The following is a 23158-nucleotide window of genomic DNA, read 5'->3' as shown; positions in this document are numbered from 1 at the left end:
CATGGCCCGTTTTTGCTTTCTGCTGGCCACTGACGGCCGCATTTTGACTCGCTATTCATCGGCACTGCACGGCAATGCCATACCGGACGACGCCATCGATGTGGCGAAAACGATCTATGACGGTTCGCTGAACTACCGCAAGGAGCAAGCGCCGTACTACGTCAACAACGTGCTGGAGTTCCGCCCTTATCGACTGGATGCCCAGCAGCAAAGCCTGCGCACGCGCCGCGACATTGACCAGCGCTGCGAGGACGCTATCACTTCGGGATTCAGCTCAAACGCCACCGGTACCCGTTTTGATTACGACAGTCAGCGGGACGACCAATTGAACCTGAACGCCGCCATTTTGCTGGGCATCGACATGCACTATCCCTGCCGTGATGCGCAGGGGGAGAAGGGCTTTCACCTGCACACGGCGCAGCAGTTGCGCCAGGTGGGGGAGGACTTCAACCAATTCAAAATGAAGCTGCTGGTGTACGGCAATGAGCTGAAACAGCAGCTCGACCAAGCGTTGGCCAGCGGCGAGCTGGAGACGGTCGAGGCCATCCGTTGGGGAGAGGCGCTTTCATGACCTGGGCACCTGTGACCCTGCGCTGGCCCGAGCAGTCCACCGGCTGGATGCAGCAACTGAGCGCGGCCAAGGACTTGGCCAGCGGCGAGCTGGCCAGCACCGCGTTGCGCCTGAGCGGCCTGGACGGCATGACCAGTACCAATCCGGGGCCGGTGGGCGCCGCCGCGCAAGGCGTGATTGCGGCCGGGCGTGCGGCCCTCACGGAACAGATGGGCGAAGCCCCGGCCTGTCTGGTGGTGACGCCGTTTCAAAGTGGTGTGGGTCAGGGCCGTGGCTACCAGCGGTATCTGTCGGCGCCGAACCTGGTGCAGCAGTTGGCCAACAAGTTGGTGGACGTCAGCGATGCCAGCCGTCCCCAAGGGCAGCAGTACGCGCTGTGCCTGATGTTCCTGGCCACACGCTTTGACCAGTTGGCCGACAGCCTGTCGCGCTTCAATGCGTTGCTGCCGATGCCGGATCTGGTGCGCGCCGAGCGCCGCGCCCGGCACCTGTCAAAGCTGGAAACCGAAAAGTGGGAAATCCCCAACGCCGGGCCGTTGCCGCGCTGGCAGTCCTTGCCGCTGGAGCGCTGCACCTTGCTCAAGGCCGCCAAACAGTCGATGGCGGGCCAACTGGCGGTGCTGGAGAGCTATGCCGCCGACAGCTCACCGATGAGCGATCTGGCCGCGCTGGCCAGCCGCAAGACCGCCCAGCAAAAAGGCCGCGACCAACAACTGGCCGACCTTAAAGCCTTGCTTGCCGGTGGCCAGCAGGACGGTAGCCTGCGCGCGCGGATGATCGGCCCCGGCACCACCAGCGACCTGCGCCGACACTTGCTCAGCACCGAAGCGCCGGGCCATGAATGGGTGCTGTGCGCCGGGGCGCTGTTGGTGGGGTCGGAAAAGGGCTTGAGCTTCGTCCGCGAGCTGGTGGGCCTATGACGCTGCTACTCGATGGCGAACAGGTGCGCGGCAAGGGCCTGAAAGTGACCGCCAATATGCGGATCGAAAGCGGTGATATGTCGGGCCAGACCAGCAACACCGAAACCGCCCACAAGGGTTTCAAGCCCAAGACCCTGACTGCGTCCCTGATGATCCCCTACGTTGACCAGGTGCAACTGCGTGACCTGATGCGCATGGCCGAGGCCACCGAAGGCGGTGGCCAACTCAAAACCTATCGCGTGGTCAACGATACGGCGAGCACGTTCGGCATCCGTCAGGTGGAGTTTTCCGAGGGCGTCAGCGCCCGCGAAGACGACACCCTCAGCGCTTGGCGGATCCAGTTCACCCTGACCGAAAAAGTCTCCAACCCGCAAAAGGTCGAAGGGCGCCGCACAGCCAATGGCGTGACGGCCCAATCCGGCCCCGGCGCTGCCGTGGGTGGCAAGGGCGGCACCGGCGAGGACGCCGCCGAGGGCGAGCAGGCACTGACCGGTTTTGAAGCCACCTTGAAAAAGGTCGACGGCTGGCTGGGTGGGGGTAATTAACCGATGAAACTGCACAAAATCCTCAGCATCAACGGCGAACGGGTGGAACTGGTCAAAGACGACGTGCGACTGGATCTCAAAAGCCCCGGCCGGGCCACCTTCACCATTCAAGCCCAAGCCCCCGTCAGGGGGCTGGTCACACTCGACATCGGCTACAACGAGCGCACGCTACAGCGGCACTTTATCGGCTACGTCGAGCGCTGCACCGCGGCTAATCGCGTGGAGCAGGTGCTGTACTGCCGCGAGATGGCCGCCATCCTGGCCAGACCGCTGCCGTTGAACCTGCGTCACGTCGATCTGCGCGACGTACTGACCGAAATCAGCCAGCACACCGGCCTGCGCTTTCGTGTGCCGGAACAAGCCTATGCCAGCGTGAAAGCGCCGTTTTTCTACAGCCTTGCGGCGGGCTATCAGGCGCTGGACAGCATGGCCCGCGTTTTCAACATCCCCGACTTTATCTGGCAGCAACAGGGCGACGGCGAAGTGTTCGTGGGCAGTTGGGCTGACAGCTTCTTTGGTGTGCGAGCGCCGCTGCAACTGCCTGCGGAGCTGTTCGACGGCTACCAGGGCAATCAAAGCGCCATGATCGCGGCCCTTCCCGGGTTGCGACCAGGTGCAACAATCAACCAAGGCGAGCGCATCACCAGTGTGGCCCTCGTCGACAACCAGATGGCCATCCGATGGACGATGCAATCCGCCGCAGCGTAGAACGACAATTCCCTGAACTCACTGGCGGCTACCACCTGCCACGCTTCGCCCGCGTGGTCGCCGTGGCTGATGCCCCGAGCGGCGCCGGGATCTGCGACGACTTCCGCCCGCGCTACGCGGTCGACATCGAGGTCATGGGGCCAGACGGCGAGCCAGACACCCAACTGCCAATCTTGGCCGGAGTCCCGCTGCCATTGCCTACAGGCGGCGAGGAAATGGGCATCTACGCCTTCCCCGAGGAAGGCACCCAAGTCGTGGTGTGCTTCGCCTACGGCCTGCCGCACAAGCCTTACATCCAAACCATCCTCCCGCACGGCCTGAGCATGCCCAAAGTCCCGAAAGGGGATCAGGTCTGGCAGCACAGCGAAGCGTGCCAGCAACGGGTCGACGCCGACGGCAACTGGCTGCGCCAAACCGATGGCAAGATCCAGGACAAAGCGATCGAGCGCGAAGTGGAAGCCCTAGATAACACCGAGACGTTCCAGAACCACATTAGGACGGTGGACGATCATTCAACCGAGTCAGTGGGCGGGATCAAGAAAATAGAAGCCCTGGGCGCGCTCAAGCTGCTATCGGGCGGATCTGCGAGCCTGGCGGCAGTGGATGATCTGCACCAAGCGACCGGCCGGGACTTCAACATGGTCGTGGGGCAGAAGCACAACGCCACGGTGGGTGGCGACATGCAGGAGCGGATCGAAGGGCTGCGTAAGAGCGTGGCAGGCGTTAGCCAACGGTGGGTGGCTCCCCAAAACTGGATCGGATCGGAAAGCGTGAACCTGTTCCAGGTGGTGTGTGATTTGCTGGATTTGGTGCAGGAGATGAATGTGCAACTGGCTAGCCATACCCATGGGCCGACACCAGTGCCGGCGAATGCAGCGGTGTTCACATCAAACGCCGGTAAGGCCACCTTGTTAGTGGGCCAGTTAAAACCTATTACGTTATAAGTCCTGAAACGTTTTAGTCTGCACACAACGGGGGACTTAGATTCGTTGGGGATGCTGGCAAAATCACATCAATCATGGAATGATGTACTTAAATCGTTGCTACTAAAATTAATTTTGTACACCCTGAGTGGGGTGATAAAGCAGTAACGAAAGATAGATGTTTTATGCCGCGCTGTTCAGTAGTGCGGTATTTTTTTGAATAAGGGTTGTTTGTGCGCAAGTAATCCCTTGAATTTTAATAAGCCCTGTCGGCCAGGGTGGTGGATTTTGAGATTTAGATATGGAACAACATGGATATTAAGAAGAGCAACTTCAGGGCTGATATCAATGGGTTGCGTGCTTGGGCAGTAGTCTCGGTAATTTTGTACCATTTTGGTATTTTTGGCTTTTCAGGAGGTTTTGTAGGGGTAGACATATTTTTCGTGATATCTGGTTATTTAATGACTGGAATAATCGTGAGAGGCTTAACTGATTCACTGATTTCAGGCAAGCGATTTTCAGTGCTTGAGTTTTATGTCTCTAGGGCTAAACGCATTCTTCCTGCTTTGATAGTCCTGTGTCTATTTGTTCTTGCGCTGGGGTGGCTGGTTTTACTGCCTCAGGAATATCATACCCTTGGCGCATATGTTATTAGTGCCTTAGGTTTTTTCTCGAATATAAAATTTAGTCGTGAGTCGGGGTATTTCGATGTATCGTCCCACGAGAATTTATTACTACATACTTGGTCGCTTTCGGTTGAGTGGCAGTTCTATTTAGTTCTCCCGCTGGTTATGTTGGGTGCTTGGAAGTTTCGCCCTAAAATCTCATCATTGAAGACCTTGATTGTTATCGGCCTTTTGTTGTCGCTGTATTGGTCGGTCAAGATGACTCCGCATAAACCTTTGATCGCATTCTATCTCATCAAAACTAGAGCCTGGGAGCTTCTTGCTGGTGGGGTGGTTTATTTGTGGGCCAACAATATTGCAATGTCCTCAATCATTAGAAGGATGATTGAAGGATTTGGCTTTATTTTGATAATGGCATCTGTCGTTATTTTTGATCAGACCAGCCAGTGGCCGGGCTGGCGAGCACTGATTCCTGTAATGGGAACGGTACTGGTTTTAATCGCTGCAAGACAAGGTTCTTGGTGGACGGGTACTAAGCTGGCCCAGTGGTTAGGTGATTGCTCATACTCTCTATATCTGTGGCACTGGCCGATTGCAGTCATGCTGGTCTTTCTGAATTTCAAAGGCCACATGTTGGGAGTTGCATTTGGACTGGTTTTAACTTTGCTTTTGGGGTGGCTGTCCTATCGCTACGTTGAAACGCCAACGCGTATAAATCTATCGAAACGGCCTATATTCATTTCGTTTGTTTTATTGTTGTTAGGGGTTTTGATAGTCGGCGCGCTTGGTGCTTTGGTTCGCTGGCAGGATGGTTTTCCTGGCCGCGTATCATCGGAGACAAATGCTATTTTCGCCGAAGCACTTAATAAGAATCCGCGTTTGGAAGAATGTGCATCCCAAGCTTCCGGAACTAGCTCTAAGGATAAACCCGTACCTAATTGCACGTATGGGACCGACGGTGTTATCAAGGCTGTAATGATTGGAGATAGCCACTCATCCTCTCTGGTGACCTCATTTAAGGCCGCGATTGGGAGCGGTGATGTGCTTCAATGGACTGCAAATGCTTGTCCTCTTGCTATCGGGATACATAGCAGCATTGTAAAGCATAAGTGTGAAAATTTTCTGACTTGGGTTTTGAAAGAAGCTAAGACGTTGCCAAGCAATGTGCCTGTCGTTTTGGTCAATAGATTTTCGGTTTACTTATATGGGCCTAATGAGGTTGACCCGCCTTTAATGAATTTAATTTCTTTATTTGGATTCGAAGGGGTGAATTTTAAAAGTAACGAATACCCGACTAAAATGAGAGAGGGTGTTCTGAAAATGGTTTGTGAACTTTCTAAGGATAGAGAGGTTTATATCGTGCGTCCTGTGCCGGAGCAAGGGTTCAACGTCCCTATGAGTATGGGGCGCTCAATGATGTTTCATGTGCCAACACGGATCTCAGTCTCGCGAGAACAGTACAACAAACGAAATGCATTTGCTCTAGAAACCCTTGATTTGGCTGCGAAAGAGTGCGGAGCTAAAATTCTCGACCCAGTACCATTCTTGTGCGAAGAGAAAACATGTTGGGGAGATGTAGGCGGACTGCCGATTTATTTTGATGACGATCATCTAAATGAGCGAGGCAGCCAAATGCTGGTTCCTATGTTTAAAAAGGTAGCTGGGCATGCGGCTGGTGGTGCAGTCCAGTAATGAACTGATGCTGTGCCTTAGGTGTAAGTTTCCATACACATTCTGACAGTCCCAAGCCCTCAATTGAGGGCTTTTTAACATCTGTCGTAAAGTTGTAAGGAGCAGTCAGTGACGCAAGCCTTTGATTGCGAGTTTGTTTATAAAAATAATTTAGGAAATAAAAATCTGGAGAAAAAAGCACTTATCCCCCTCCCGCCGACGGGCCTTGTATCCTTTTTTTGTGCAAATCCGGGTGTAGTGCAAACGAACCTGCAGCCTAGGCGGGCCATGGGGGGCTGCAGCCGATCGGGAATTGCACAGAATGCAAAGTTTTGAAGAGAAGTGCAGCGCGGTTGCACTGAGGTGCTCAGAGCGAACGCGGAGGGCGTAGCGGCGAAGTCCCCGGATTCATTGGACGAAAAATTATAAAACTCCGTTTTCGGTAGGTTTTCTATTTTGGAGGCGGTATGTTTCTGCAGCGTCATCAAACTTGTCCGCACCCGCCGATATTGGCGCAGCCCATTGGTTACAAGGGCTGCGACTGGCTTCGGTGCTACCGTAGACTGCACAGCATTGCACGATGCAATTTATAAGACCCCATCATTAGAGCTGGCCTGTAGCGGAGGAGCTACAACAATAGGTGCGCGCGCAGCGGGCTGCGATTGAGGAAAGATCGAGGTCCGACGGCCGTGGGGGTCGTCGACTGTAATTCCCCAGCGTCTTTGGCCATTCTCAGCGCAGTGATATTGCATAGCGCTGATTCGTCGCGAGTATCGCTGAACAATCGCGTCATAGTTGGAGTGCGTATGGACGTTGTTGAAGGGGCCTGCGCAGACAGTGCGACCTGCAATCGGGTACAAGATGGTCGAGCAAATAAGATCTGCAATTTGCAGGCATGCGTGATTGTCGCTGATGCCGAATACGGCGGCCTCTTCAATTGACGGGTAAGCATCACCACCTTTCCCAAGCTTGTGTTTTTGGGTGAAGATTGAGTGGGCCACGTAACGATTGCGTGCGGGGTCGCGGAAGTCGGCAATGATCATCCCCCGAGATTCTTGATCAATCAGGAAATGCTGGAATCGCTTTGCTATGTTCTGAGCAGTGATGGTGTAGATAGATCGGTCTTCGAGCGCTACGCCGTATTGTTTGACCCACACCCGTGCCACCAGCTTGATGTTGTGGGTTTTGCAGATCCTAAGCACACCATCGATGAACTTGAAATGGTGTTCTGCGAATGGATGGCCTGCAGGATGGCGTCTGATATCACTTCTGAGATCAGACCCCTTAATTTCTTTGAGAAGCACGTTGAGCGCGTGCTTCTCGTTCTTGAAAAGTTTGGGGTAGAACTGGCGTTTGAGGCTGATGAATTCATCAGTAATGCGGCTGATACGTTGGGCGTCCACAAACAGGCCCGCGACGACCAGCATCGGCTGCTTGTCGTCGATGTCGCTGCGGATTTGTTGGGAATCGCCAGATTCGTCGATGTAGCAAATGTGCATACCGAACCCCAGAAATAGAACAGCCACCTCAAGGGTGGCTGTGGTCTGCTTTCGCAGTATGTTGCATCGGATTTAACCGACACTTAGGTCAACCGTTCGACGGCTGTGCGCGCATATTGAGACTGTCGATTGTGCTTGTCAATACTTGCAGAACCTTGCGGACCATTTCCTCAACACAGATACGACGGAAAATTTCAAAGTGTAGATTGATAATCTTAAGGGCAACCCAGGGAAACAAAACCAACCTTGGGGTTGGCAGGCTTGGTAACGGTGGACATGGCGAACCTCGGTATGTAGTGACGTTACATGCCCGTAAAGGCTGCACGACGAACGGGCGCTTGATGCGCCTCTAATGAAAAAAAGTGCGTGATTTTAGCTATGGTCAACGCACTTGACCAGCGTTATGCGGGGATTTACGACGAGTGCTGCGCTATGCTGCGCGCCGTCGCGAAAGTAGGGTTTCTAAACTATGAATTTTCGTAGATAACAGTCAGACAATCAGCGCATGCTGCCGAGCAAGCGTAGCGCTCGCCATTAAGAACAGCGGTCTAGAGTTGTAGGAGTGGTTGATGGGGCAGGCAAGTAGTCAGGCGGCAGAAGGCGGGCATTCAAAAGCCAAGCCGATTGGGATGCTGGTTGCGGCGGTCGGGGTGGTTTACGGCGACATTGGTACCAGCCCGTTGTACACCCTCAAAGAGGTGTTTTCCGGCGGTTATGGGGTGCAGGTCAACCACGACGGTGTGTTCGGCATTTTGGCGCTGATTCTGTGGTCGCTGATTTGGGTCGTGTCGATCAAATACGTACTGTTCATCCTGCGCGCCGATAACCAGGGCGAAGGCGGCATTATGGCCTTGACCGCGCTGGCTCGCCGAGCCGCTTCGCCTTATCCCAAATTGCGTTCGGTGCTGGTGATTCTGGGGTTGATCGGCGCATCGTTGTTTTACGGTGACAGTATGATCACCCCGGCGATCTCGGTTCTATCCGCGGTTGAAGGGCTTGAGCTGGCGTTTGATGGCCTGGACCACTGGGTAGTGCCCCTCGCGTTGGTGGTGCTGGTGCTGCTGTTTCTGATTCAGCGCCACGGTACTGCCAGCATTGGCAAGCTGTTTGGCCCGGTGATGGTGGTGTGGTTTCTGGTATTGGGCGGGCTGGGCATTCACGGGATAGCCCAGCACCCTGAAGTCCTTAACGCGCTGAACCCTGTTTGGGGCGTGCGCTTTTTTGTGTCGCACCCTGGCATGGGCGTGGCCATTTTGGGCGCCGTGGTCCTGGCCTTGACCGGGGCCGAGGCGTTGTACGCCGACATGGGGCACTTTGGTCGCAAGCCGATTGCACGGGCGTGGTTCATTTTGGTGTTGCCTGCGCTGGCGCTTAACTACTTTGGACAAGGCGCATTGCTGCTCGAAAACCCGGACGCTGCGCGTAACCCGTTCTATCTGCTGGCCCCCAGCTGGGCGCTGATCCCGTTGGTGGTGCTGTCCACGCTGGCCACGGTGATTGCATCGCAAGCGGTAATTTCCGGGGCGTTTTCCTTGACCCGCCAGGCGATCCAGTTGGGTTACATCCCGCGCATGCACATCCAGCACACCTCCAGCGCCGAACAGGGCCAAATCTACATCGGCGCCGTGAATTGGTCGTTGATGGTGGGGGTGATTTTGCTGGTGTTGGGCTTTGAGTCCTCGGGCGCGCTGGCATCGGCTTACGGCGTGGCGGTGACCGGCACCATGTTGATCACCAGTATTTTGGTGTCGGCCGTGATGTTGTTGCTGTGGAAGTGGCCACCGATTTTAACGGTGCCCATTTTGGCCGGTTTTCTGCTGGTGGATGGCCTGTTTTTTGCGGCCAACGTGCCGAAAATCTTCCAGGGCGGGGCGTTTCCGGTGTTGGCGGGTATTGTGCTGTTTGTACTGATGACCACCTGGCGTCGCGGTAAACAGTTGTTGGTTGATCGCCTCGACGAAAGCGCCTTGCCGCTGCCGCTGTTTATTAGCAGCATTCGCGTGCAACCGCCGCACCGTGTGCAGGGTACCGCTGTGTTTTTGACTGCCCGCCCAGACGCTGTACCCCACGCGCTGTTACATAACCTGCTGCATAACCAGGTCCTGCATGAGCAAGTGGTGTTGCTGACGGTGGTCAACGAAGACTCGCCACGGGTGCCAGCTGAGCGACGCTTTGAGGTGGATGCTTACGGTGATGGCTTCTATCGGGTGATTCTGCATTTTGGTTTTATGGATGAGCCGGATGTACCGCAAGCGTTGAAGCTGTGCCATCTGGACGAGCTGGATTTCAGTCCGATGCGCACGACCTACTTCCTCAGTCGCGAGACAGTGATCCCTTCAAAACTGGTGGGCATGGCGCGTTGGCGCGAAGGGCTGTTTGCTTTCATGCTCAAAAACGCCAACGGCAACCTGCGCTTCTTCAAGCTGCCGGTAAACCGGGTGATCGAGCTGGGAACCCAGGTCGAGATGTAGCCTGATAAAAAAGCCCGGCCTTGTGAGAGGTCGGGCTTTTTGTTGTGCAGCCGTTGTAAAACGCACCCGTCATGGACGTCTGCGCACCGCTTGCATCGGGTTATTCGGCTACGGCCTGGTGTTTCTTGATCAGGTCGACCAGCCGTTGCGCCAGTGCCGGGTAGTTCTCGTCGAAGTGATGGCCGCCCGGTAGCTTCAAGCCTTCGCCCACTGCTGTTTTGGCCGTACAGCCGCTTTCGTCAACTTCCTCTTCGCCATAAATACACACGACTTTGGCTGCCGGCAGTTTTGACATTTCTTCGCCCGTGTCGGCTTCTGCACCCGCTTTACCCAGCCAGCCATCCACATGGATTTCAAAACTGCCACTGCGGGCAAATGCGAGCAACATAATGGCATCTACCCGCTTTTGCTCGGCTTCGGGTAGACGGTTGTAGGTGGCAGGCAGCACATCAGCACCAAACGAGTAGCCGACCAGCACAAAACGCTGGGTGCCCCATTTCTGGCGGTAGTGCTGCATCAGTTCTGTCAGGTCGGTAGCACTTTGCTCCGGGGTTTTGTGCTGCCAGTAGTAGCGCAGCATGTCGATACCCACCACCGGGTAGCCGATCTTGGCCATTTCACCGGCCACGTCACGGTCCAGGTCACGCCAGCCGCCATCACCCGACAAAAACAGCGTAACGGTATTGTTTTGCTGACCGGCCGGGACTTCGACCACCGGCATGCTCAGTCCACCGTTTTCATTGCCCACCAGGATTTTGCGCAGTTCATTGCTCAGCACTTGCGGCAAATGGATGTCGTAGTCGCTGATGCTGGTCTGTGCATTGCCCTGATCGCGTACGAACGCAGCGCTTGGATCGTCAGGGTTGTCGTTCCAGGCCACCAGCCAGTTGCCGTGGGCAGCCGACTTTGGCACGGGCAGGGCGCATCCCGGCTCTTCCAGCTTGAAGCCCACTGACACCGCTTGCGCTTTGTCGTTGGTTTGCCCGGCCAGCCAGCGCCAGGCCAACGTTGCACCGGGACCTATGCCACTGACCAGCGTGGCCGGGCCTTTGAGTTGTGCGAGTGCGTTCTGCAGCGCTTGCTGCTGCAAGGTGCAGTCCTCTTTGGGCAGGATGACCTGCGCCAACTGAGCGGCGCCGCCGCGGCTCAACGCCAGTAATTGCTTATCGTTGAGCGCTTCTTCGGCAGGTACGGCGATGACCACTTGGGCGCGGGCTTTCTGGCCCGGGATAACTTTGGTCAGCGTCGAGCCGTCGGCTTGGCTGATGTGTTCAATTGTGGGCTCAGGAGCGGGGCGGTTCCATGCCCAATAGCCGCCTGCCACCAGCGCGACCAACACCACCAGAGTGACCAGCAAAAACCGCCAGGAACGATGTTTCATTAACGTTTCACCAATCCAGTCAAGCCGCCTGCAATCAGGGCGGCGGTATCAGCCAGTGCGACCAGCGGATCAAGTCCGGCAGGCACGGCCATATAACGAGGTTCCCAGTCAGGCTGGAATTTGTCTTTAAAACGGCGCAACCCCTGGAAGTTGTACAGGTGCTCGCCGCGCTGGAACAACATCGATCCCAAACGCTGGGTCAGCGGTGCGCCCCGGCGCGGTTGCAAGCCAGACAACGGCACCATCCCCAGGCTGAAACGGGCATATCCGTGCTTCTTATAATGTTGAATCAGGCCGACCATCATGAATTCCATGGTCAACTTCGGCGCATCGGGGTGAGCGCGCATCAGGTCAAGGCTCGACAATTCGTGGCTGTGAGTCTCCAGCAAGTTGGCGAAAGCCACCGGTCTACCTTCGAAACGAATAATCGCCACACGAAAATGCTTGATGTAGTCCTCGCTGAATCGTCCCAGCGAGAAGCCTTTTTCGCGCACGTTCTTGCCCGTGAGCCAGGCATCGGAAATCACCTTCAATTCATCCATCGGTGCTTCACCCGGTTCGTGAATCTCCAGTGACAGACCGTCACGAGTACCGCGGTTCCAGGTGTAACGCAGGTCCTTCATCTCTTTGCCTTTGGCGTCGAGATCAAAGCGATGCAAATCGACGCGGGCTTCTTCGCCCAGCTTGATCGCGGTCAGGCCGATATCCATATAAAACGGCAGGTTTTCAGCGCGAACCTGATAAAAAACCGGGCGCGCGTGATAGGTGTCGCACAGGTCGCGAAACTGCCAGATCAACTCGGCACGTTGTTGGTTCGGCCCAATCGGGTCGTACAAGGCCACCAGGCTGCGGCCACGGCGGGCGTACATCAAAAATGCGTTGTCGTGCGGGTGGAACAGCAAGGCTTTATCGCCGGTCAGGGACAGGCCGCCGTCGGGTTGGTTGGACGCCAGGAGGATTTTCTCGGCGCGTGCCAGTTCCTCGGCATCCGGCAGGTGGATGACGGGCCGGGCGGTGCGCAGCAGCCAGGTCAGCGAAATGATCACCAACACCACGGCGGCGCCCAGCAATGAGCGCAACCCGCGTGGCGCGTCGGCATCCAGGGTGAATTGCCACCACAGCTGATGGCTGTAAGGCACGTCCTGATAGGCAAACAGCAGCAACCAGATCGAGGCGCCCAGCACACAGAGGCTGGCGACCAGGTACAGGGGAGAGAAGGGCAGTTCAGTCAAACGGCTGGGGCGATAGAACGAGCGGCGAAACAGCGCCAGTAGGCTGGCGGTCAGTGCCAGAATGCACGCTTCTTCCCAGTCAAAGCCCTTGAGCAGCGACAGCACGGCACCCACCAGCAGCAAAATGGTGGTCAGCATCCACGCCGCCGACAAGCGTCGACGCAAGCCTTGAGCCAGCAACAGGCACAGCACGCCAATCAGGCTGGCGCCAAAGTGTGAGGCATCAATCAGGCGGTGCGGGATAAGAAAGCCGATGTGTTCAAGGCGGGTGTCGATTTCAGGGGTCGCCCCCGAGAACAGCAACACCACGCCCGACATGAACACCAGCACCGCAAGGATCGGAGCCGCAAGGCCGGAAGCGACGCGCAGACTTTGGCGGGTTTGAATCAGGCGCTGGGCTTCGTTGATCAGCAGCATCAGGCACGCGACCAGCAGCGGCAGAATCACGTAAATCATGCGGTACAGCAGCAAAGCGGCGGCCAACGGCGCAGCCCCAAGCTTGTCGGCAAAGGCAGCGAGCAATATGGCCTCAAATACACCCACGCCGCCGGGTACATGACTCAACACGCCTGCGGCCAGCGCCAGCAGATAAACCAGCATGAAAGCGCCAAACGGGGGCGCTTCGGGCAGTAACAAATACAGCACGGTGGCGGCTGCGGCCACGTCCAGGGCAGTGATCACCAGTTGCAGGAGCGTCAGGCGTGGGCTCGGCAGGCGCAGGGTGCGTCGGCCAGCCTTGACCAGCAAGTTGTCCGGTATCGGTTGTTCGGGCAGCCGGCGACGATAAATGCCCAGTGCCAACAAGCCGAACAGTGCCAGCACCGCGAAAGAAATCGCACCCAATAAATAGGCGGGAATGTGCAGGGCGGCTGCAGCTGCGGGCAAATTACTTAATGTTGCGAGCGCTGCCAGGGGCGGTAACGCGCAGCCTAAAGAGAGGCTGGCGAACAGCGTCATGTGTGCCACTTCCGAGGCGCCGACACCGTGGCGTGCATATAAGCGGTAGCGCACCGAGCCACCGGACAGCAGCGACAGGCCGATGGCGTTACCAATGGCAAAGGCGGTGAAGCCGCCAAGTGCCAAGGTTTTGGGAGGCAGTTTGACCCCCGCGTAGCGACTCGCAGACCATTCATACCCGAGCAGGATCAGAAACCCGACAGCCGTGGCAGCCACAGCGCCGAAGAGGGCGGGCTTGGGCACCTCAAGAATGGAGTCGTGCAGTGCGTACAGGTCAAGTTCGCTGAGTAGATGGCGACATGCAATCAGGGCTATCGCAAACAGCAGCAAGGTGAGCACCAGCCCGATGGGTTGACGGTACTTGCTCAGCAAATCCAGCCAGCGCAAGCGGGTCGCGGCAATCGGGTGGGCTGCTGTAACGGTGTCTTTGGGGAGTGGCGAGTTATCGGGCATCAATCACCTCGTGGATCGTGCGCGATAGGATGGAGGCATAGACTCAAGTTACCAATCCTTTTGGCTAAAATATTTTGAAATACTTTCAGTTGTTTGCCTGAGGTTCAGGTTGACGAGGTGAAAAGAAGGTAGTTGCTGCGCCAGGGGATAGCTGCACGCACTCTCAGAAATATGCCGTTTATTGTCAATAAACGCATGCGAGGTACTTTTCGAGCGCACACAAAAAAGGCCACTCTTTCGAGTAGCCTTTTTCGATGTTTGGTTGCGGGAGCCGGATTTGAACCGACGACCTTCGGGTTATGAGCCCGACGAGCTACCAGACTGCTCCATCCCGCGTCTGTGTGGGCGCATTCTACAGCTGAAAGAAGATGTGTCAACGCTTAATTGACCGTGCGGTCGAAATAAACAACTTTCAGGTGGCGGGTCAGCAAAAACACACACGCACAAAAAAGGCCGCTCTTTCGAGCAGCCTTCTTCGATGTTTGGTTGCGGGAGCCGGATTTGAACCGACGACCTTCGGGTTATGAGCCCGACGAGCTACCAGACTGCTCCATCCCGCGTCTGTGGGGCGGATTCTACAGCGATACGCCGAAGTGTCAAACTTTAATACGTAAAAACAATGAATTAGGTCGCATGCGCAGATTTCAACCTCAAAGCAGGGCGCGGACTTGGTCGTCACTGCCGCAGGCTTCAATGGGGTTGCCAGTGCAAATGATGGTCAGCAAGTTTCATTGCATAAAACGCACGCGCACAAAAAAGGCCACTCTTTCGAGTAGCCTTTTTCGATGTTTGGTTGCGGGAGCCGGATTTGAACCGACGACCTTCGGGTTATGAGCCCGACGAGCTACCAGACTGCTCCATCCCGCGTCTGTGGGGTGGATTCTACAGCGATAGGCTTTGCTGTCAAACGTTAATTTACGGAAAAACCTTTTGGTTCAATTGGTTAGCTGATAAATGCAGCTATAAAAAGCGTCACAGAGCCCGCGGCGCAAGGGTTTAGGCTCTATCAGGGGAGTGATTTCGATTAGAAAAATAAATTAAGCGTAAAATTCCCACGCTGGTCGGGGAGTATTAAGACTACTGGTGCTATATACAGTTCAGGGTGACATACTGGCGATCCGCTTTACTTCACCTCGGAAAGAACGCCGGCCTACATGACGCAGCGAAAAATCATCCACGTCGACTGTGACTGTTTCTATGCCGCCATCGAGATGCGTGATGATCCGAGCCTGGCAAACAAGCCTATGGCGGTCGGCGGCTCGGCCGATCGACGCGGCGTGATCTCTACCTGTAACTATGAAGCGCGGGCTTACGGCGTGCGCTCGGCGATGTCATCCCGGCATGCCCTTAAGCTGTGCCCGGATCTGGTGATTGTCCACGGCCGCATGGACGCTTATAAAGAGGCGTCCAGGGAAATACACGGCATCTTGCGTGATTACACCGAGCTCATTGAGCCGCTGTCGCTGGACGAAGCTTATCTGGATGTCTCGGATAGCCCGCATTTTGCAGGCAGTGCAACGCGTATCGCGCAAGATATTCGGCGCCGGGTCTCTAATCAGTTGCATATCACCGTCTCAGCGGGCGTGGCGCCAAACAAATTCCTGGCCAAAATTGCCAGTGACTGGCGCAAGCCCAATGGTTTGTTCGTCATCACCCCTGACCAAGTGGACGATTTTGTATCGGCACTGCCTGTAAACAAGTTGCACGGGGTGGGCAAAGTCACGGCTGACAAGCTGGCGCGACTGGGGATTGAAACCTGCCTTGATTTGCGCGACTGGAAAAAAATGGCGTTGGTGCGTGAATTCGGCAGTTTCGGTGAGCGACTTTGGGGGTTGGCGCGGGGGATTGATGAGCGCTTGGTGCACAGCGACAGTCGTCGTCAGTCGGTCAGTGTCGAAAACACCTACGATGTGGACTTGCCGGATCTTGCCGCATGCCTGGAAAAAATCCCTGAACTGCTCGATACCCTCAATGGGCGCATCAGTCGGCTCGATGCCAGTTATCGCCCGGGCAAACCGTTCGTCAAAGTGAAGTTTCATGACTTCACCCAAACGACTCTTGAGCAGTCGGGTGCAGGGCGGGACGTGGAAAGCTATCAAAGCCTGATGAGTCAGGCGTTCGCACGAGGAGCCAAGCCCGTTCGATTGCTCGGGCTGGGGGTGCGTTTACAGGATTTGAGCACCGGATTTGAGCAATTGGAACTGTTCGGCGCGCGCCCGTAGCCGCAGCCTTGGGCGGCCGCTACGGATGGCTTGTATGTCAGCTAACCCCCGGATCTGCCACCAGGCGCCCGGCGTTTTTGGTCAAGGACTGAAGGAATTCGCGCTGTAATTCAGGATCATTACGCGTGAGTTCGATCAGGCTCTGCTCCAGCTCGCTGGCTTCTTCTTCCAGCCCCAGTTCAGACAAGCGTTTAACCCGATGCACCCATTGGCTGACGTCATCACCCTCCAGGTCGTCGTAAATCAGGTTGTGCGCTTCCAGCAGTTTGCCTCGCAGGTTGCTGCTTACCGACAGGGTTGAATCCGAATGAGTTTCGTCCTGCGCGTCTTCTACGGTGATCGTCAGCTTGCCGATGTGATTGAGATCTTGTTCGGCAAACGGGCTGTCCAGCAAATTGAGGCGCAGCACGCCATTACGGTCAGTGGTCAGCTCATGGTGTTGGGTGCCTGCGGTCACCACCACGGGACGCTCGGCCCACGGCAGGCTGGAATATTCCAGGCGCGATTCGCGCTGAACGTCTTCAATGCCTGCCAGGTTCTGCTGCGCACGGCCGTTGGATTGCACATTCATGGCCGGGTTCAGGCCGTCGACGCCATAGCTGAGCCAGTCTCTGGTGACACTGTCTGGCAGTTGCCCAAACATGAAGATGTTCAGCACATTGGCGCCCACACCTGCCACAACCGCTACAGCTCCCAGTGGTACCTCGTAGATTTCTCGCCAGGGTTGGTAGGGGGTGTAGCGGTCATAGCGCCGGGTAACATCGAACTCAGTGACCTCAAAGGTCTTTTGTTCATTGATGCGCACACGGCGTTGCGGCAGCTCAAGCACAGACGGTGAGCCCACATCGATTTGTAAGCTGTGGGAGAGCAATTTGCGCTCAATGCGCTCCTCGTGCTCGCTGCGTTGCGACATGTGATTGGCGCAGCCGCTCAACAGCAGGGCGCCGCACATGGCGGCGCCCCCGAGGGTTAAGGTACTTCGATTGAACATGGCGTCTCTATCTGGGTTCAGCGACGGATACGTGCCTGAAGGAATGCGAGGACGTCAGCGACAGGCAGGGCTTGCGGCTCTGCTTCTGTGCGGCTCTTGTACTCAAGGTTGCCTTCGGCCAGGCCACGGTCGCTGACCACGATGCGGTGCGGGATGCCGATCAGTTCCATGTCCGCGAACTTGATGCCCGGGCTGGTTTTCTTGTCGCGATCATCCAGCAGCACTTCAAAGCCTGCGGCGGTCAGTTGGGCATACAAGGCATCTGTGGCTTCACGTACCGCTTCGGTTTCGTAGCGCAGTGGCACCAAGGCAACCTGGAAAGGTGCCAGAGCATCGCTCCAGATAATGCCGCGCTCGTCGTTGTTCTGTTCGATGGCGGCTGCCACCACACGCGAAACACCGATGCCGTAGCAGCCCATGCTCAGCGTGACCGGCTTGCCGTTCTCACCCAGCACCTGGCACTTCATGGCTTCGCTGTACTTGGTACCCAGCTGGAAGATGTGACCGACTTCGATGCCGCGCTTGATTTCCAGCGTGCCTTTGCCGTCCGGGCTAGGGTCGCCAGCCACCACGTTGCGCAGGTCGGCAACGGTAGGGACGGGCAGGTCACGCTCCCAGTTCACGCCGAAATAATGCTTGTCGTCGATGTTGGCGCCAACGGCAAAGTCGCTCATCAGCTCGACCGAGCGGTCAATGATGCACGGCAATGGCAAGTTCAGCGGGCCCAAAGAACCTGCACCGGCACCAATGGCCTCGCGCAGTTCAGCGTCACCGGCCATGACCAGCGGGCTGGCCACGAGCGGGTGGTTGGAGGCTTTGATTTCGTTCAGCTCGTGGTCGCCACGGATGACCAGGGCGATCAGCTTGCCTTCTTCGGCAGCGTGAACGATCAGGGTCTTGACGGTTTTCTCGATCGGCAGGTCGTAGCCCTCGACCAATTGCACGATGGTTTTGGTGTCTGGAGTGTCCACCAGGCGCAGCTCCAGTGCAGGAGCAGGGCGCGAAGTCTCGGTGGGTACGGCTTCGGCTTTTTCAATGTTGGCCGCGTAGCTCGAACCGTTGCTGAAAACAATGTCGTCTTCGCCTGACTCGGCCAATACGTGGAACTCGTGGGAGCCGGCGCCACCGATAGAACCGTTGTCGGCTTCAACCGGGCGGAAATTGAGGCCCAGGCGCGTAAACACGTTGCAGTACGCCTGATGCATGCGGTCATAAGTGACCTGCAACGACGCTTCGTCAGCGTGGAAGGAGTAAGCGTCCTTCATGATGAATTCGCGGCCGCGCATCAAGCCGAAGCGTGGGCGGATCTCATCACGGAATTTGGTCTGGATCTGATACAGGTTGATAGGCAGCTGTTTGTAGCTGTTCAACTCGTTGCGGCACAGGTCAGTAATGACTTCTTCGTGGGTCGGCCCCACGCAGAATTCGCGACCGTGGCGATCTTTAAGGCGCAACAGCTCAGGGCCGTACTCTTCCCAGCGACCGGACTCCTGCCACAGTTCAGCCGGTTGAATGCTCGGCATCAGCACTTCCAGAGCACCGGCAGCGTTCATCTCTTCGCGAACAATGGCTTCGGCCTTGCGCATGATGCGCAGGCCCATCGGCAGCCAGGTGTACAGGCCCGAAGCCAGTTTGCGAATCATGCCGGCGCGCAGCATCAGCTGATGGCTGATAACGACCGCGTCCGATGGCGTTTCTTTCTGTGTGGCGAGCAAATATTGACTGGTGCGCATGGTTAGCCGGTGCCGTTGCTGATGACTAGAAATGACTGGGCATTGTACGGGCGAGAGTTGCTTGCGTACAGGCCAGGCGGGGGAGGTAGGCTCCCCCTCGTGTTTACGGGGTTTTTTCGAGGTCGACGGGGGGATTCAAGCGAGCGCGACGGCTCTCTTGATACCAGTGCAGGCTAATCAGCAGCAGCGTTGGTATGCCCATGACGGCCGTAATGATGAAGAAGGTGTGGTAGCCGAACTTTTCGACCATCACACCCGAATAGCCGCCCATCAAGCGCGGGAGCAATAACATGATCGAGCTGAGCAGGGCGTATTGCGTGGCCGAGAACTTCAGGTTGGTCAGGCTCGACAGGTAGGCCACGAACGCTGAAGTGGCGAGGCCCGAGCTGAAATTGTCGAGTGAAATCGTGACAATCAGCATCTGCAGATTCGGCCCCATATCCGCCAGCAGCATAAACAGCAGGTTGGTGCCTGCCGACGCCGCGCCGCCAATCAGCAGAATCGGCAAAATGCCAAAGCGCACAATCAGCAAGCCGCCCATGCCGGCACCCACCAGGGTCATGATCAGGCCAAAAATCTTGCTGACGCCGGCGATTTGATCTTTGGTGAAACCTTGGTCGATATAGAACACGTTGGCCATCACGCCCATTACCGTGTCCGACATGCGGTAGGTGGCAATCAGCCCGAGCAGCAACAGGGCTTGCCAGCGATAGCGCACGATAAAGTCGTTGACTGGCGTCAGTACAGGCGCCAGCCCGCGTCGTCCAATTGACGACAAGCACAGCACGGTCAGCAGGGTGTACAGAATCGCTCGCAAGAATGCGCGGTCTTCGAGCAGCAGGTCTGTGGGGCTCAGGTCCCCAAACATGACGCCCGCAAAGTCGGTGTTGTAGAGCTGCGTAAACATCGCGGGCACCGACACCAGCAGCACAATCAACACAAAAACCGACGCCAGTTGATGGCCGAAACTGTAACGCCCTGCCGACAATTGGGTGCGCAAAGGCACCGGGGGTTCGCGCATAAAGAATGTGGTCAGCAGGGCCGGGACCATCAGCACCCCAAACAGCACGTAGGTGCCTGTCCAGGCCGAGTGTTTGTAATTAAAGCCGGTTGAGCCGAAGCCTTCGGCAAAAAACAGAGCGCCCGCGGTGGCCAGCAACGCGGCCACGCGATAGCCGGACATATAACTGGCGGCGAGAGCGGCCTGGCGGCTGTCTTCTGCAATTTCCAGGCGATAGGCGTCCACGGCGATGTCTTGGGTTGCCGAGGCAAATGACACAATCACCGCGATGGCAATCAGCCATGAAAGGTGTTTTTGCGGATCGCAGAAGCCCATGCCGATCAGGCCCAGGATCACCAGCGATTGCGACAACACAAGCCATGAACGCCGCCGCCCCAGTTTGCCGAGCAAAGGCAGGCGCCACTGGTCGAGCAGCGGTGACCACACCCATTTAAAGGCGTAAGCCAAACCAATCAGACTGGCGTAGCCGATGGTTTCGCGGGCCACACCGGCTTCGCGCAACCACACGGAAAGGGTTGAGAACACCAGCATGTACGGCAAGCCGGCGGCAAAACCGAGCAACAACAGCACAAGAGTCGAGGGGCTGGCATAGGCAGCGAGCGCGGCGCGCCAGGTTTTACGGGGCATGGGCTGGAGTCTGCCTCAGGTTACGGAAACAAAGGGCGCACTCTAACCGCAGTGCTCTATCGGGCGCCAGCCATGACGCTGTATATCCACACGATTATTCATAATGCTTAAACCCTCAGTGCGCAGGCGCGCACGTTGCTCGTCCCCCGACGGGCTGCCTGCTGGCAAGCTGATACGTCCTCCAGCCGCCAGCACGCGGTGCCAAGGCAGTCGCGAGGCTGCGGGCAGTTGGCTGAGAGTGCGTCCCACCCAGCGAGCGGCCCGGCCCAGGCCTGCCAGCGCGGCGAGTTGGCCGTAAGTCACAACGTAACCGGCCGGGACCTGCATTAATGTGGAGTACAGCGCCTCACGACGAATCTCGGCGGCTGTTTGAGTGGCGCAAGAGTCTGAATTCATCGCCAGTGCCTTAATGTTTTTTGCTTATAAATGTAAATGAAGACATTTCTGTCAATTGGAATACTGAAGGAACTACAACCTTTTCAGTCGGTCTTTCTATGCCTGGGGCGTATCCATCTGGATAATGCCGGCATTCTTTCGCAAATCTGAGTTTCGCATCTGCTTATGTTGTCCAGAACCTTGTTATGCCTCGCTGTCCTGAATGTGTCCACGCCTTTGCTCGCTGATACGGTCTGGTTGAAAAACGGTGACCGCCTGAGCGGCAAAATCAAAGTGTTTGATGGTGGCAAATTGCTCATTCAAACGGAATATGCGGGTGCCATTCCGATTGACTGGAAACAAGTCAAAACCCTGGAGAGCGATCAGGAGCTTCTGGTCAAGCAAGATGCTTACGCAGGCGAAAAGGCCAAGTCACTCAAAGCCGCTGAAGACGGCAAGGTTATTCTGGCCAACGGGGAAGCGCCTAAAACGGTAGAGCTGGCCAGCATTCAGCAAATACTCAAGCCCAAGCCGGTGATTGAAGACCTGGTCTGGAAGGGCAATGTAGATGTGGCGCTGGACTACAAGCGTGCAGACAAAGACACCGACGATTACGACATCGATTTCAAAACCACGGCGCGTCACGGGTCTTGGCGTCACCATGCTGAAGGCGAATACAACCGCGAGTTCCAGAACGACGTTGTGACCACAGACAACTGGAGCGCCGAATACGCGCTCGACCACTTTATTGATGAAAAGTGGTATTGGCAGGGCCGTTTGACCTACAAGCGCGACAAAGTAGAAGACGTCTCCCGCCAGCGCACTGTGGGTACAGGTCCCGGTTACCAGTTTTGGGATGATGAGTTGGGTTCGTTTTCCTTGGGTTCTTTGCTCAACCGTACCGATTACGAATACTCGGATGGCAAAAAAGACAATTTCTACTCCCTGGCCATGAAGTGGGATTACAACCGTTACTTGTTGGGTAAAACGGTTTCGCTCTTCACCAATGGCGAGGTGGGTAAACCGCTGGGCAGTGCTGCGGATTACAGCTTGGATGCCGAGATCGGCCTGCGCTACAAAGTCACCGAATGGGCATCGCTCAACCTCAAGGCCGAGAAAGACCTGATTGGTGGCGGCAGCGGCAGTGACAACACCCTCAACAAAACCCGCTACACCGCAGGCTTTGGTGTGACCTGGTAAGGGCCTCGACAGCGAGCACTCTGTAGCCGCTGACGAGCAACGCGAGGCTGCGTGCGGCGGCGAAGCCGTCGCAAACCCCTCCAACCTTGAACGTCAGCCCTGCCGCAGCACGCGTCTCATTTACAGGTGCGGTGTCCCCCAGCGGGTTAAATCCGTAACCCGCCATCCAGCTCAAGAATCCGCCCGGTGTAGTAGTCGTTTTCAAAGATATAGGCCGCCGAATGGGCAATTTCTTCAACGTTGCCCATGCGCTTAAGTGGAATAAATGCCGTCATTTTTTCCAGCGCTTCGGGCTTCATGCCCAAGGTCATTTCTGTCTCAATAAACCCCGGAGCAATACCCGCCACGCGGATGCCATAGCGCGCCAGTTCTTTGGCCCAGGTCACGGTGGCGGCGGCAACCCCTGCTTTGGCGGCAGAGTAGTTGGTTTGACCCACATTTCCGGCCCGCGAAATGGATGAGATGTTGATGATCGCGCCCTGATTGCTCAGCTCTACCATCTTGGCCGCCACCTCACGGGTGCACAGAAAAACACCGGTCAGGTTTACGTCGATCACCGCTTGCCATTGCGCCAGGCTCATTTTGCTCATGACGCCATCTTTGACCTTGAGCAACAGGCCGTCACGCAGGATACCGGCATTGTTGATGAGGCCGTTGATCGCACCAAAATCATCAGCAATTTGTGACACGGTTTGTGTGACTTGTTCTTCATCCGCCACGTTGCACAGGTATGCGCGGGCCTCGACGCCGTGGGCCTGACAGGCCGCCACTGCCAATTCGAGCTTCTCGGGGTTGAGGTCAATCAACGCCAGTTTTGTCCCTTTGCCCGCCAGATACTCTGCCATGGCCCGACCTAAGCCTTGGCAACCGCCAGTGATAATGATTACTTTGTCTTTTAGTTGCATGACAGCCCTCGGCAGCAGTTGAACGGTGTGATTCCTTACGCAGCCGTTGATCAACGCCTTGGGAGCGGTCGTCTATCAAACATAGCCCTGAGCGCGGGTGTGCTACATGCCCTGAACTCGTCCGTTT

The 23158-nt window shown here is 56.4% G+C and carries 18 protein-coding genes and 3 tRNA genes; 10 read left to right on the top strand and 11 right to left on the bottom strand.

Going from position 1 to position 23158, the window contains the following annotated elements; genetic code table 11:
* Window position 1: 1 nt before the first annotated feature.
* The 7 genes from GYN01_RS04440 to GYN01_RS04410 all read left to right on the top strand — a co-directional run bounded on the left by GYN01_RS04440 (window position 2) and on the right by GYN01_RS04410 (window position 6300).
* A complete protein-coding gene (locus GYN01_RS04440; RefSeq protein ID WP_053075973.1) occupies window positions 2–571 on the top strand; it encodes a DUF4376 domain-containing protein in 570 nt (189 codons plus the stop codon).
* Window positions 568–1491 (top strand): hypothetical protein, encoded by a 924-nt coding sequence (locus GYN01_RS04435; protein ID WP_203306637.1) that lies wholly within the window; start codon window positions 568–570, stop codon window positions 1489–1491. The genes GYN01_RS04440 and GYN01_RS04435 overlap by 4 nt, the downstream gene beginning before the upstream one ends.
* Entirely contained in the window at window positions 1488–2036 is a 549-nt protein-coding gene (locus GYN01_RS04430; protein WP_203302403.1) for a baseplate complex protein, read from the top strand. The genes GYN01_RS04435 and GYN01_RS04430 overlap by 4 nt, the downstream gene beginning before the upstream one ends.
* A gap of 3 nt (window positions 2037–2039) precedes the next feature.
* Complete coding sequence (locus tag GYN01_RS04425; protein ID WP_203306636.1) at window positions 2040–2744, top strand: hypothetical protein; 705 nt, start codon at window positions 2040–2042, stop codon at window positions 2742–2744.
* Window positions 2717–3688 (top strand): hypothetical protein, encoded by a 972-nt coding sequence (locus tag GYN01_RS04420; protein ID WP_203306635.1) that lies wholly within the window; start codon window positions 2717–2719, stop codon window positions 3686–3688. The genes GYN01_RS04425 and GYN01_RS04420 overlap by 28 nt, the downstream gene beginning before the upstream one ends.
* A 290-nt stretch (window positions 3689–3978) precedes the next feature.
* On the top strand, window positions 3979–5985 hold the full coding sequence (locus GYN01_RS04415) for an acyltransferase family protein (RefSeq protein WP_203306634.1): 2007 nt from the start codon (window positions 3979–3981) through the stop codon (window positions 5983–5985).
* A 108-nt stretch (window positions 5986–6093) separates the two neighbouring features.
* Window positions 6094–6300, top strand: coding sequence for a hypothetical protein (locus tag GYN01_RS04410; protein WP_203306633.1), 207 nt, complete (start codon window positions 6094–6096; stop codon window positions 6298–6300).
* A 251-nt stretch (window positions 6301–6551) separates the two neighbouring features.
* Here the strand turns inward: GYN01_RS04410 and GYN01_RS04405 are convergent, their stop codons facing one another.
* Window positions 6552–7463 (bottom strand): DUF3800 domain-containing protein, encoded by a 912-nt coding sequence (locus GYN01_RS04405; protein WP_203306632.1) that lies wholly within the window; start codon window positions 7461–7463, stop codon window positions 6552–6554.
* Window positions 7464–8032: 569 nt separating this feature from the next.
* On the opposite strand from GYN01_RS04405, the gene GYN01_RS04400 reads away from it, so the two are divergent.
* Window positions 8033–9934 (top strand): potassium transporter Kup, encoded by a 1902-nt coding sequence (locus GYN01_RS04400; RefSeq protein ID WP_048401047.1) that lies wholly within the window; start codon window positions 8033–8035, stop codon window positions 9932–9934.
* A 100-nt stretch (window positions 9935–10034) separates the two neighbouring features.
* Here GYN01_RS04400 and GYN01_RS04395 read toward each other — a convergent pair whose 3' ends face one another.
* The 5 genes from GYN01_RS04395 to GYN01_RS04375 form a co-directional block, all read right to left on the bottom strand.
* Complete coding sequence (locus GYN01_RS04395; RefSeq protein WP_048401043.1) at window positions 10035–11315, bottom strand: virulence factor family protein; 1281 nt, start codon at window positions 11313–11315, stop codon at window positions 10035–10037.
* On the bottom strand, window positions 11315–13957 hold the full coding sequence (gene mprF / locus GYN01_RS04390; protein ID WP_203306631.1) for a bifunctional lysylphosphatidylglycerol flippase/synthetase MprF: 2643 nt from the start codon (window positions 13955–13957) through the stop codon (window positions 11315–11317). The genes GYN01_RS04395 and mprF overlap by 1 nt, the downstream gene beginning before the upstream one ends.
* 259 nt (window positions 13958–14216) lie before the next feature.
* Window positions 14217–14293, bottom strand: a tRNA-Met gene (locus tag GYN01_RS04385).
* Window positions 14294–14440: 147 nt separating this feature from the next.
* Window positions 14441–14517, bottom strand: a tRNA-Met gene (locus GYN01_RS04380).
* A gap of 230 nt (window positions 14518–14747) precedes the next feature.
* Window positions 14748–14824: transfer RNA gene (locus GYN01_RS04375), tRNA-Met, on the bottom strand.
* A gap of 287 nt (window positions 14825–15111) precedes the next feature.
* On the opposite strand from GYN01_RS04375, the gene dinB reads away from it, so the two are divergent.
* Complete coding sequence (gene dinB / locus GYN01_RS04370; RefSeq protein WP_048362797.1) at window positions 15112–16179, top strand: DNA polymerase IV; 1068 nt, start codon at window positions 15112–15114, stop codon at window positions 16177–16179.
* A gap of 37 nt (window positions 16180–16216) precedes the next feature.
* Here dinB and GYN01_RS04365 read toward each other — a convergent pair whose 3' ends face one another.
* The 4 genes from GYN01_RS04365 to GYN01_RS04350 form a co-directional block, all read right to left on the bottom strand.
* Window positions 16217–17170: a hypothetical protein gene (locus GYN01_RS04365; protein ID WP_203306630.1), complete on the bottom strand. Its 954-nt coding sequence runs from the start codon at window positions 17168–17170 to the stop codon at window positions 16217–16219.
* 17 nt (window positions 17171–17187) lie between these two features.
* Window positions 17188–18903 carry a proline--tRNA ligase gene (locus tag GYN01_RS04360; protein WP_048401034.1) on the bottom strand — a complete coding sequence of 572 codons (1716 nt, stop codon included), beginning with the start codon at window positions 18901–18903 and terminating at the stop codon, window positions 17188–17190.
* Window positions 18904–19006: 103 nt separating this feature from the next.
* A complete protein-coding gene (locus GYN01_RS04355; RefSeq protein ID WP_048362800.1) occupies window positions 19007–20551 on the bottom strand; it encodes an AmpG family muropeptide MFS transporter in 1545 nt (514 codons plus the stop codon).
* A gap of 42 nt (window positions 20552–20593) precedes the next feature.
* Window positions 20594–20947, bottom strand: coding sequence for an MGMT family protein (locus GYN01_RS04350; RefSeq protein WP_203306629.1), 354 nt, complete (start codon window positions 20945–20947; stop codon window positions 20594–20596).
* Between the two features lie 165 nt (window positions 20948–21112).
* Here GYN01_RS04350 and GYN01_RS04345 point away from each other — a divergent pair, with 165 nt between their 5' ends.
* Complete coding sequence (locus GYN01_RS04345) at window positions 21113–22126, top strand: DUF481 domain-containing protein (RefSeq protein ID WP_048362802.1); 1014 nt, start codon at window positions 21113–21115, stop codon at window positions 22124–22126.
* 146 nt (window positions 22127–22272) lie between these two features.
* Here GYN01_RS04345 and GYN01_RS04340 read toward each other — a convergent pair whose 3' ends face one another.
* Window positions 22273–23031: an SDR family oxidoreductase gene (locus GYN01_RS04340; RefSeq protein WP_048362803.1), complete on the bottom strand. Its 759-nt coding sequence runs from the start codon at window positions 23029–23031 to the stop codon at window positions 22273–22275.
* Between the last annotated feature and the right edge of the window lie 127 nt (window positions 23032–23158).

The organism is Pseudomonas weihenstephanensis (genome assembly GCF_016812185.1).
Lineage (GTDB): Bacteria > Pseudomonadota > Gammaproteobacteria > Pseudomonadales > Pseudomonadaceae > Aquipseudomonas > Aquipseudomonas weihenstephanensis.
The sequence above is the reverse complement of the archived record's forward strand: the minus strand, read 5'-3'. Positions and strand labels throughout refer to the sequence as shown.

Coding starts and splice junctions, on each gene's coding strand:
- GYN01_RS04415 (WP_203306634.1), top strand. CDS start 3,979: ATGGATATTAAGAAGAGCAACTTCAGGGCTGATATCAATGGGTTGCGT.
- GYN01_RS04395 (WP_048401043.1), bottom strand. CDS start 11,315: ATGAAACATCGTTCCTGGCGGTTTTTGCTGGTCACTCTGGTGGTGTTG.
- dinB (WP_048362797.1), top strand. CDS start 15,112: ATGACGCAGCGAAAAATCATCCACGTCGACTGTGACTGTTTCTATGCC.
- mprF (WP_203306631.1), bottom strand. CDS start 13,957: ATGCCCGATAACTCGCCACTCCCCAAAGACACCGTTACAGCAGCCCAC.
- GYN01_RS04400 (WP_048401047.1), top strand. CDS start 8,033: ATGGGGCAGGCAAGTAGTCAGGCGGCAGAAGGCGGGCATTCAAAAGCC.
- GYN01_RS04420 (WP_203306635.1), top strand. CDS start 2,717: ATGGACGATGCAATCCGCCGCAGCGTAGAACGACAATTCCCTGAACTC.
- GYN01_RS04435 (WP_203306637.1), top strand. CDS start 568: ATGACCTGGGCACCTGTGACCCTGCGCTGGCCCGAGCAGTCCACCGGC.
- GYN01_RS04340 (WP_048362803.1), bottom strand. CDS start 23,031: ATGCAACTAAAAGACAAAGTAATCATTATCACTGGCGGTTGCCAAGGC.
- GYN01_RS04440 (WP_053075973.1), top strand. CDS start 2: ATGGCCCGTTTTTGCTTTCTGCTGGCCACTGACGGCCGCATTTTGACT.
- GYN01_RS04430 (WP_203302403.1), top strand. CDS start 1,488: ATGACGCTGCTACTCGATGGCGAACAGGTGCGCGGCAAGGGCCTGAAA.
- GYN01_RS04405 (WP_203306632.1), bottom strand. CDS start 7,463: ATGCACATTTGCTACATCGACGAATCTGGCGATTCCCAACAAATCCGC.
- GYN01_RS04360 (WP_048401034.1), bottom strand. CDS start 18,903: ATGCGCACCAGTCAATATTTGCTCGCCACACAGAAAGAAACGCCATCG.
- GYN01_RS04345 (WP_048362802.1), top strand. CDS start 21,113: ATGTTGTCCAGAACCTTGTTATGCCTCGCTGTCCTGAATGTGTCCACG.
- GYN01_RS04365 (WP_203306630.1), bottom strand. CDS start 17,170: ATGTTCAATCGAAGTACCTTAACCCTCGGGGGCGCCGCCATGTGCGGC.
- GYN01_RS04355 (WP_048362800.1), bottom strand. CDS start 20,551: ATGCCCCGTAAAACCTGGCGCGCCGCGCTCGCTGCCTATGCCAGCCCC.
- GYN01_RS04425 (WP_203306636.1), top strand. CDS start 2,040: ATGAAACTGCACAAAATCCTCAGCATCAACGGCGAACGGGTGGAACTG.
- GYN01_RS04350 (WP_203306629.1), bottom strand. CDS start 20,947: ATGAATTCAGACTCTTGCGCCACTCAAACAGCCGCCGAGATTCGTCGT.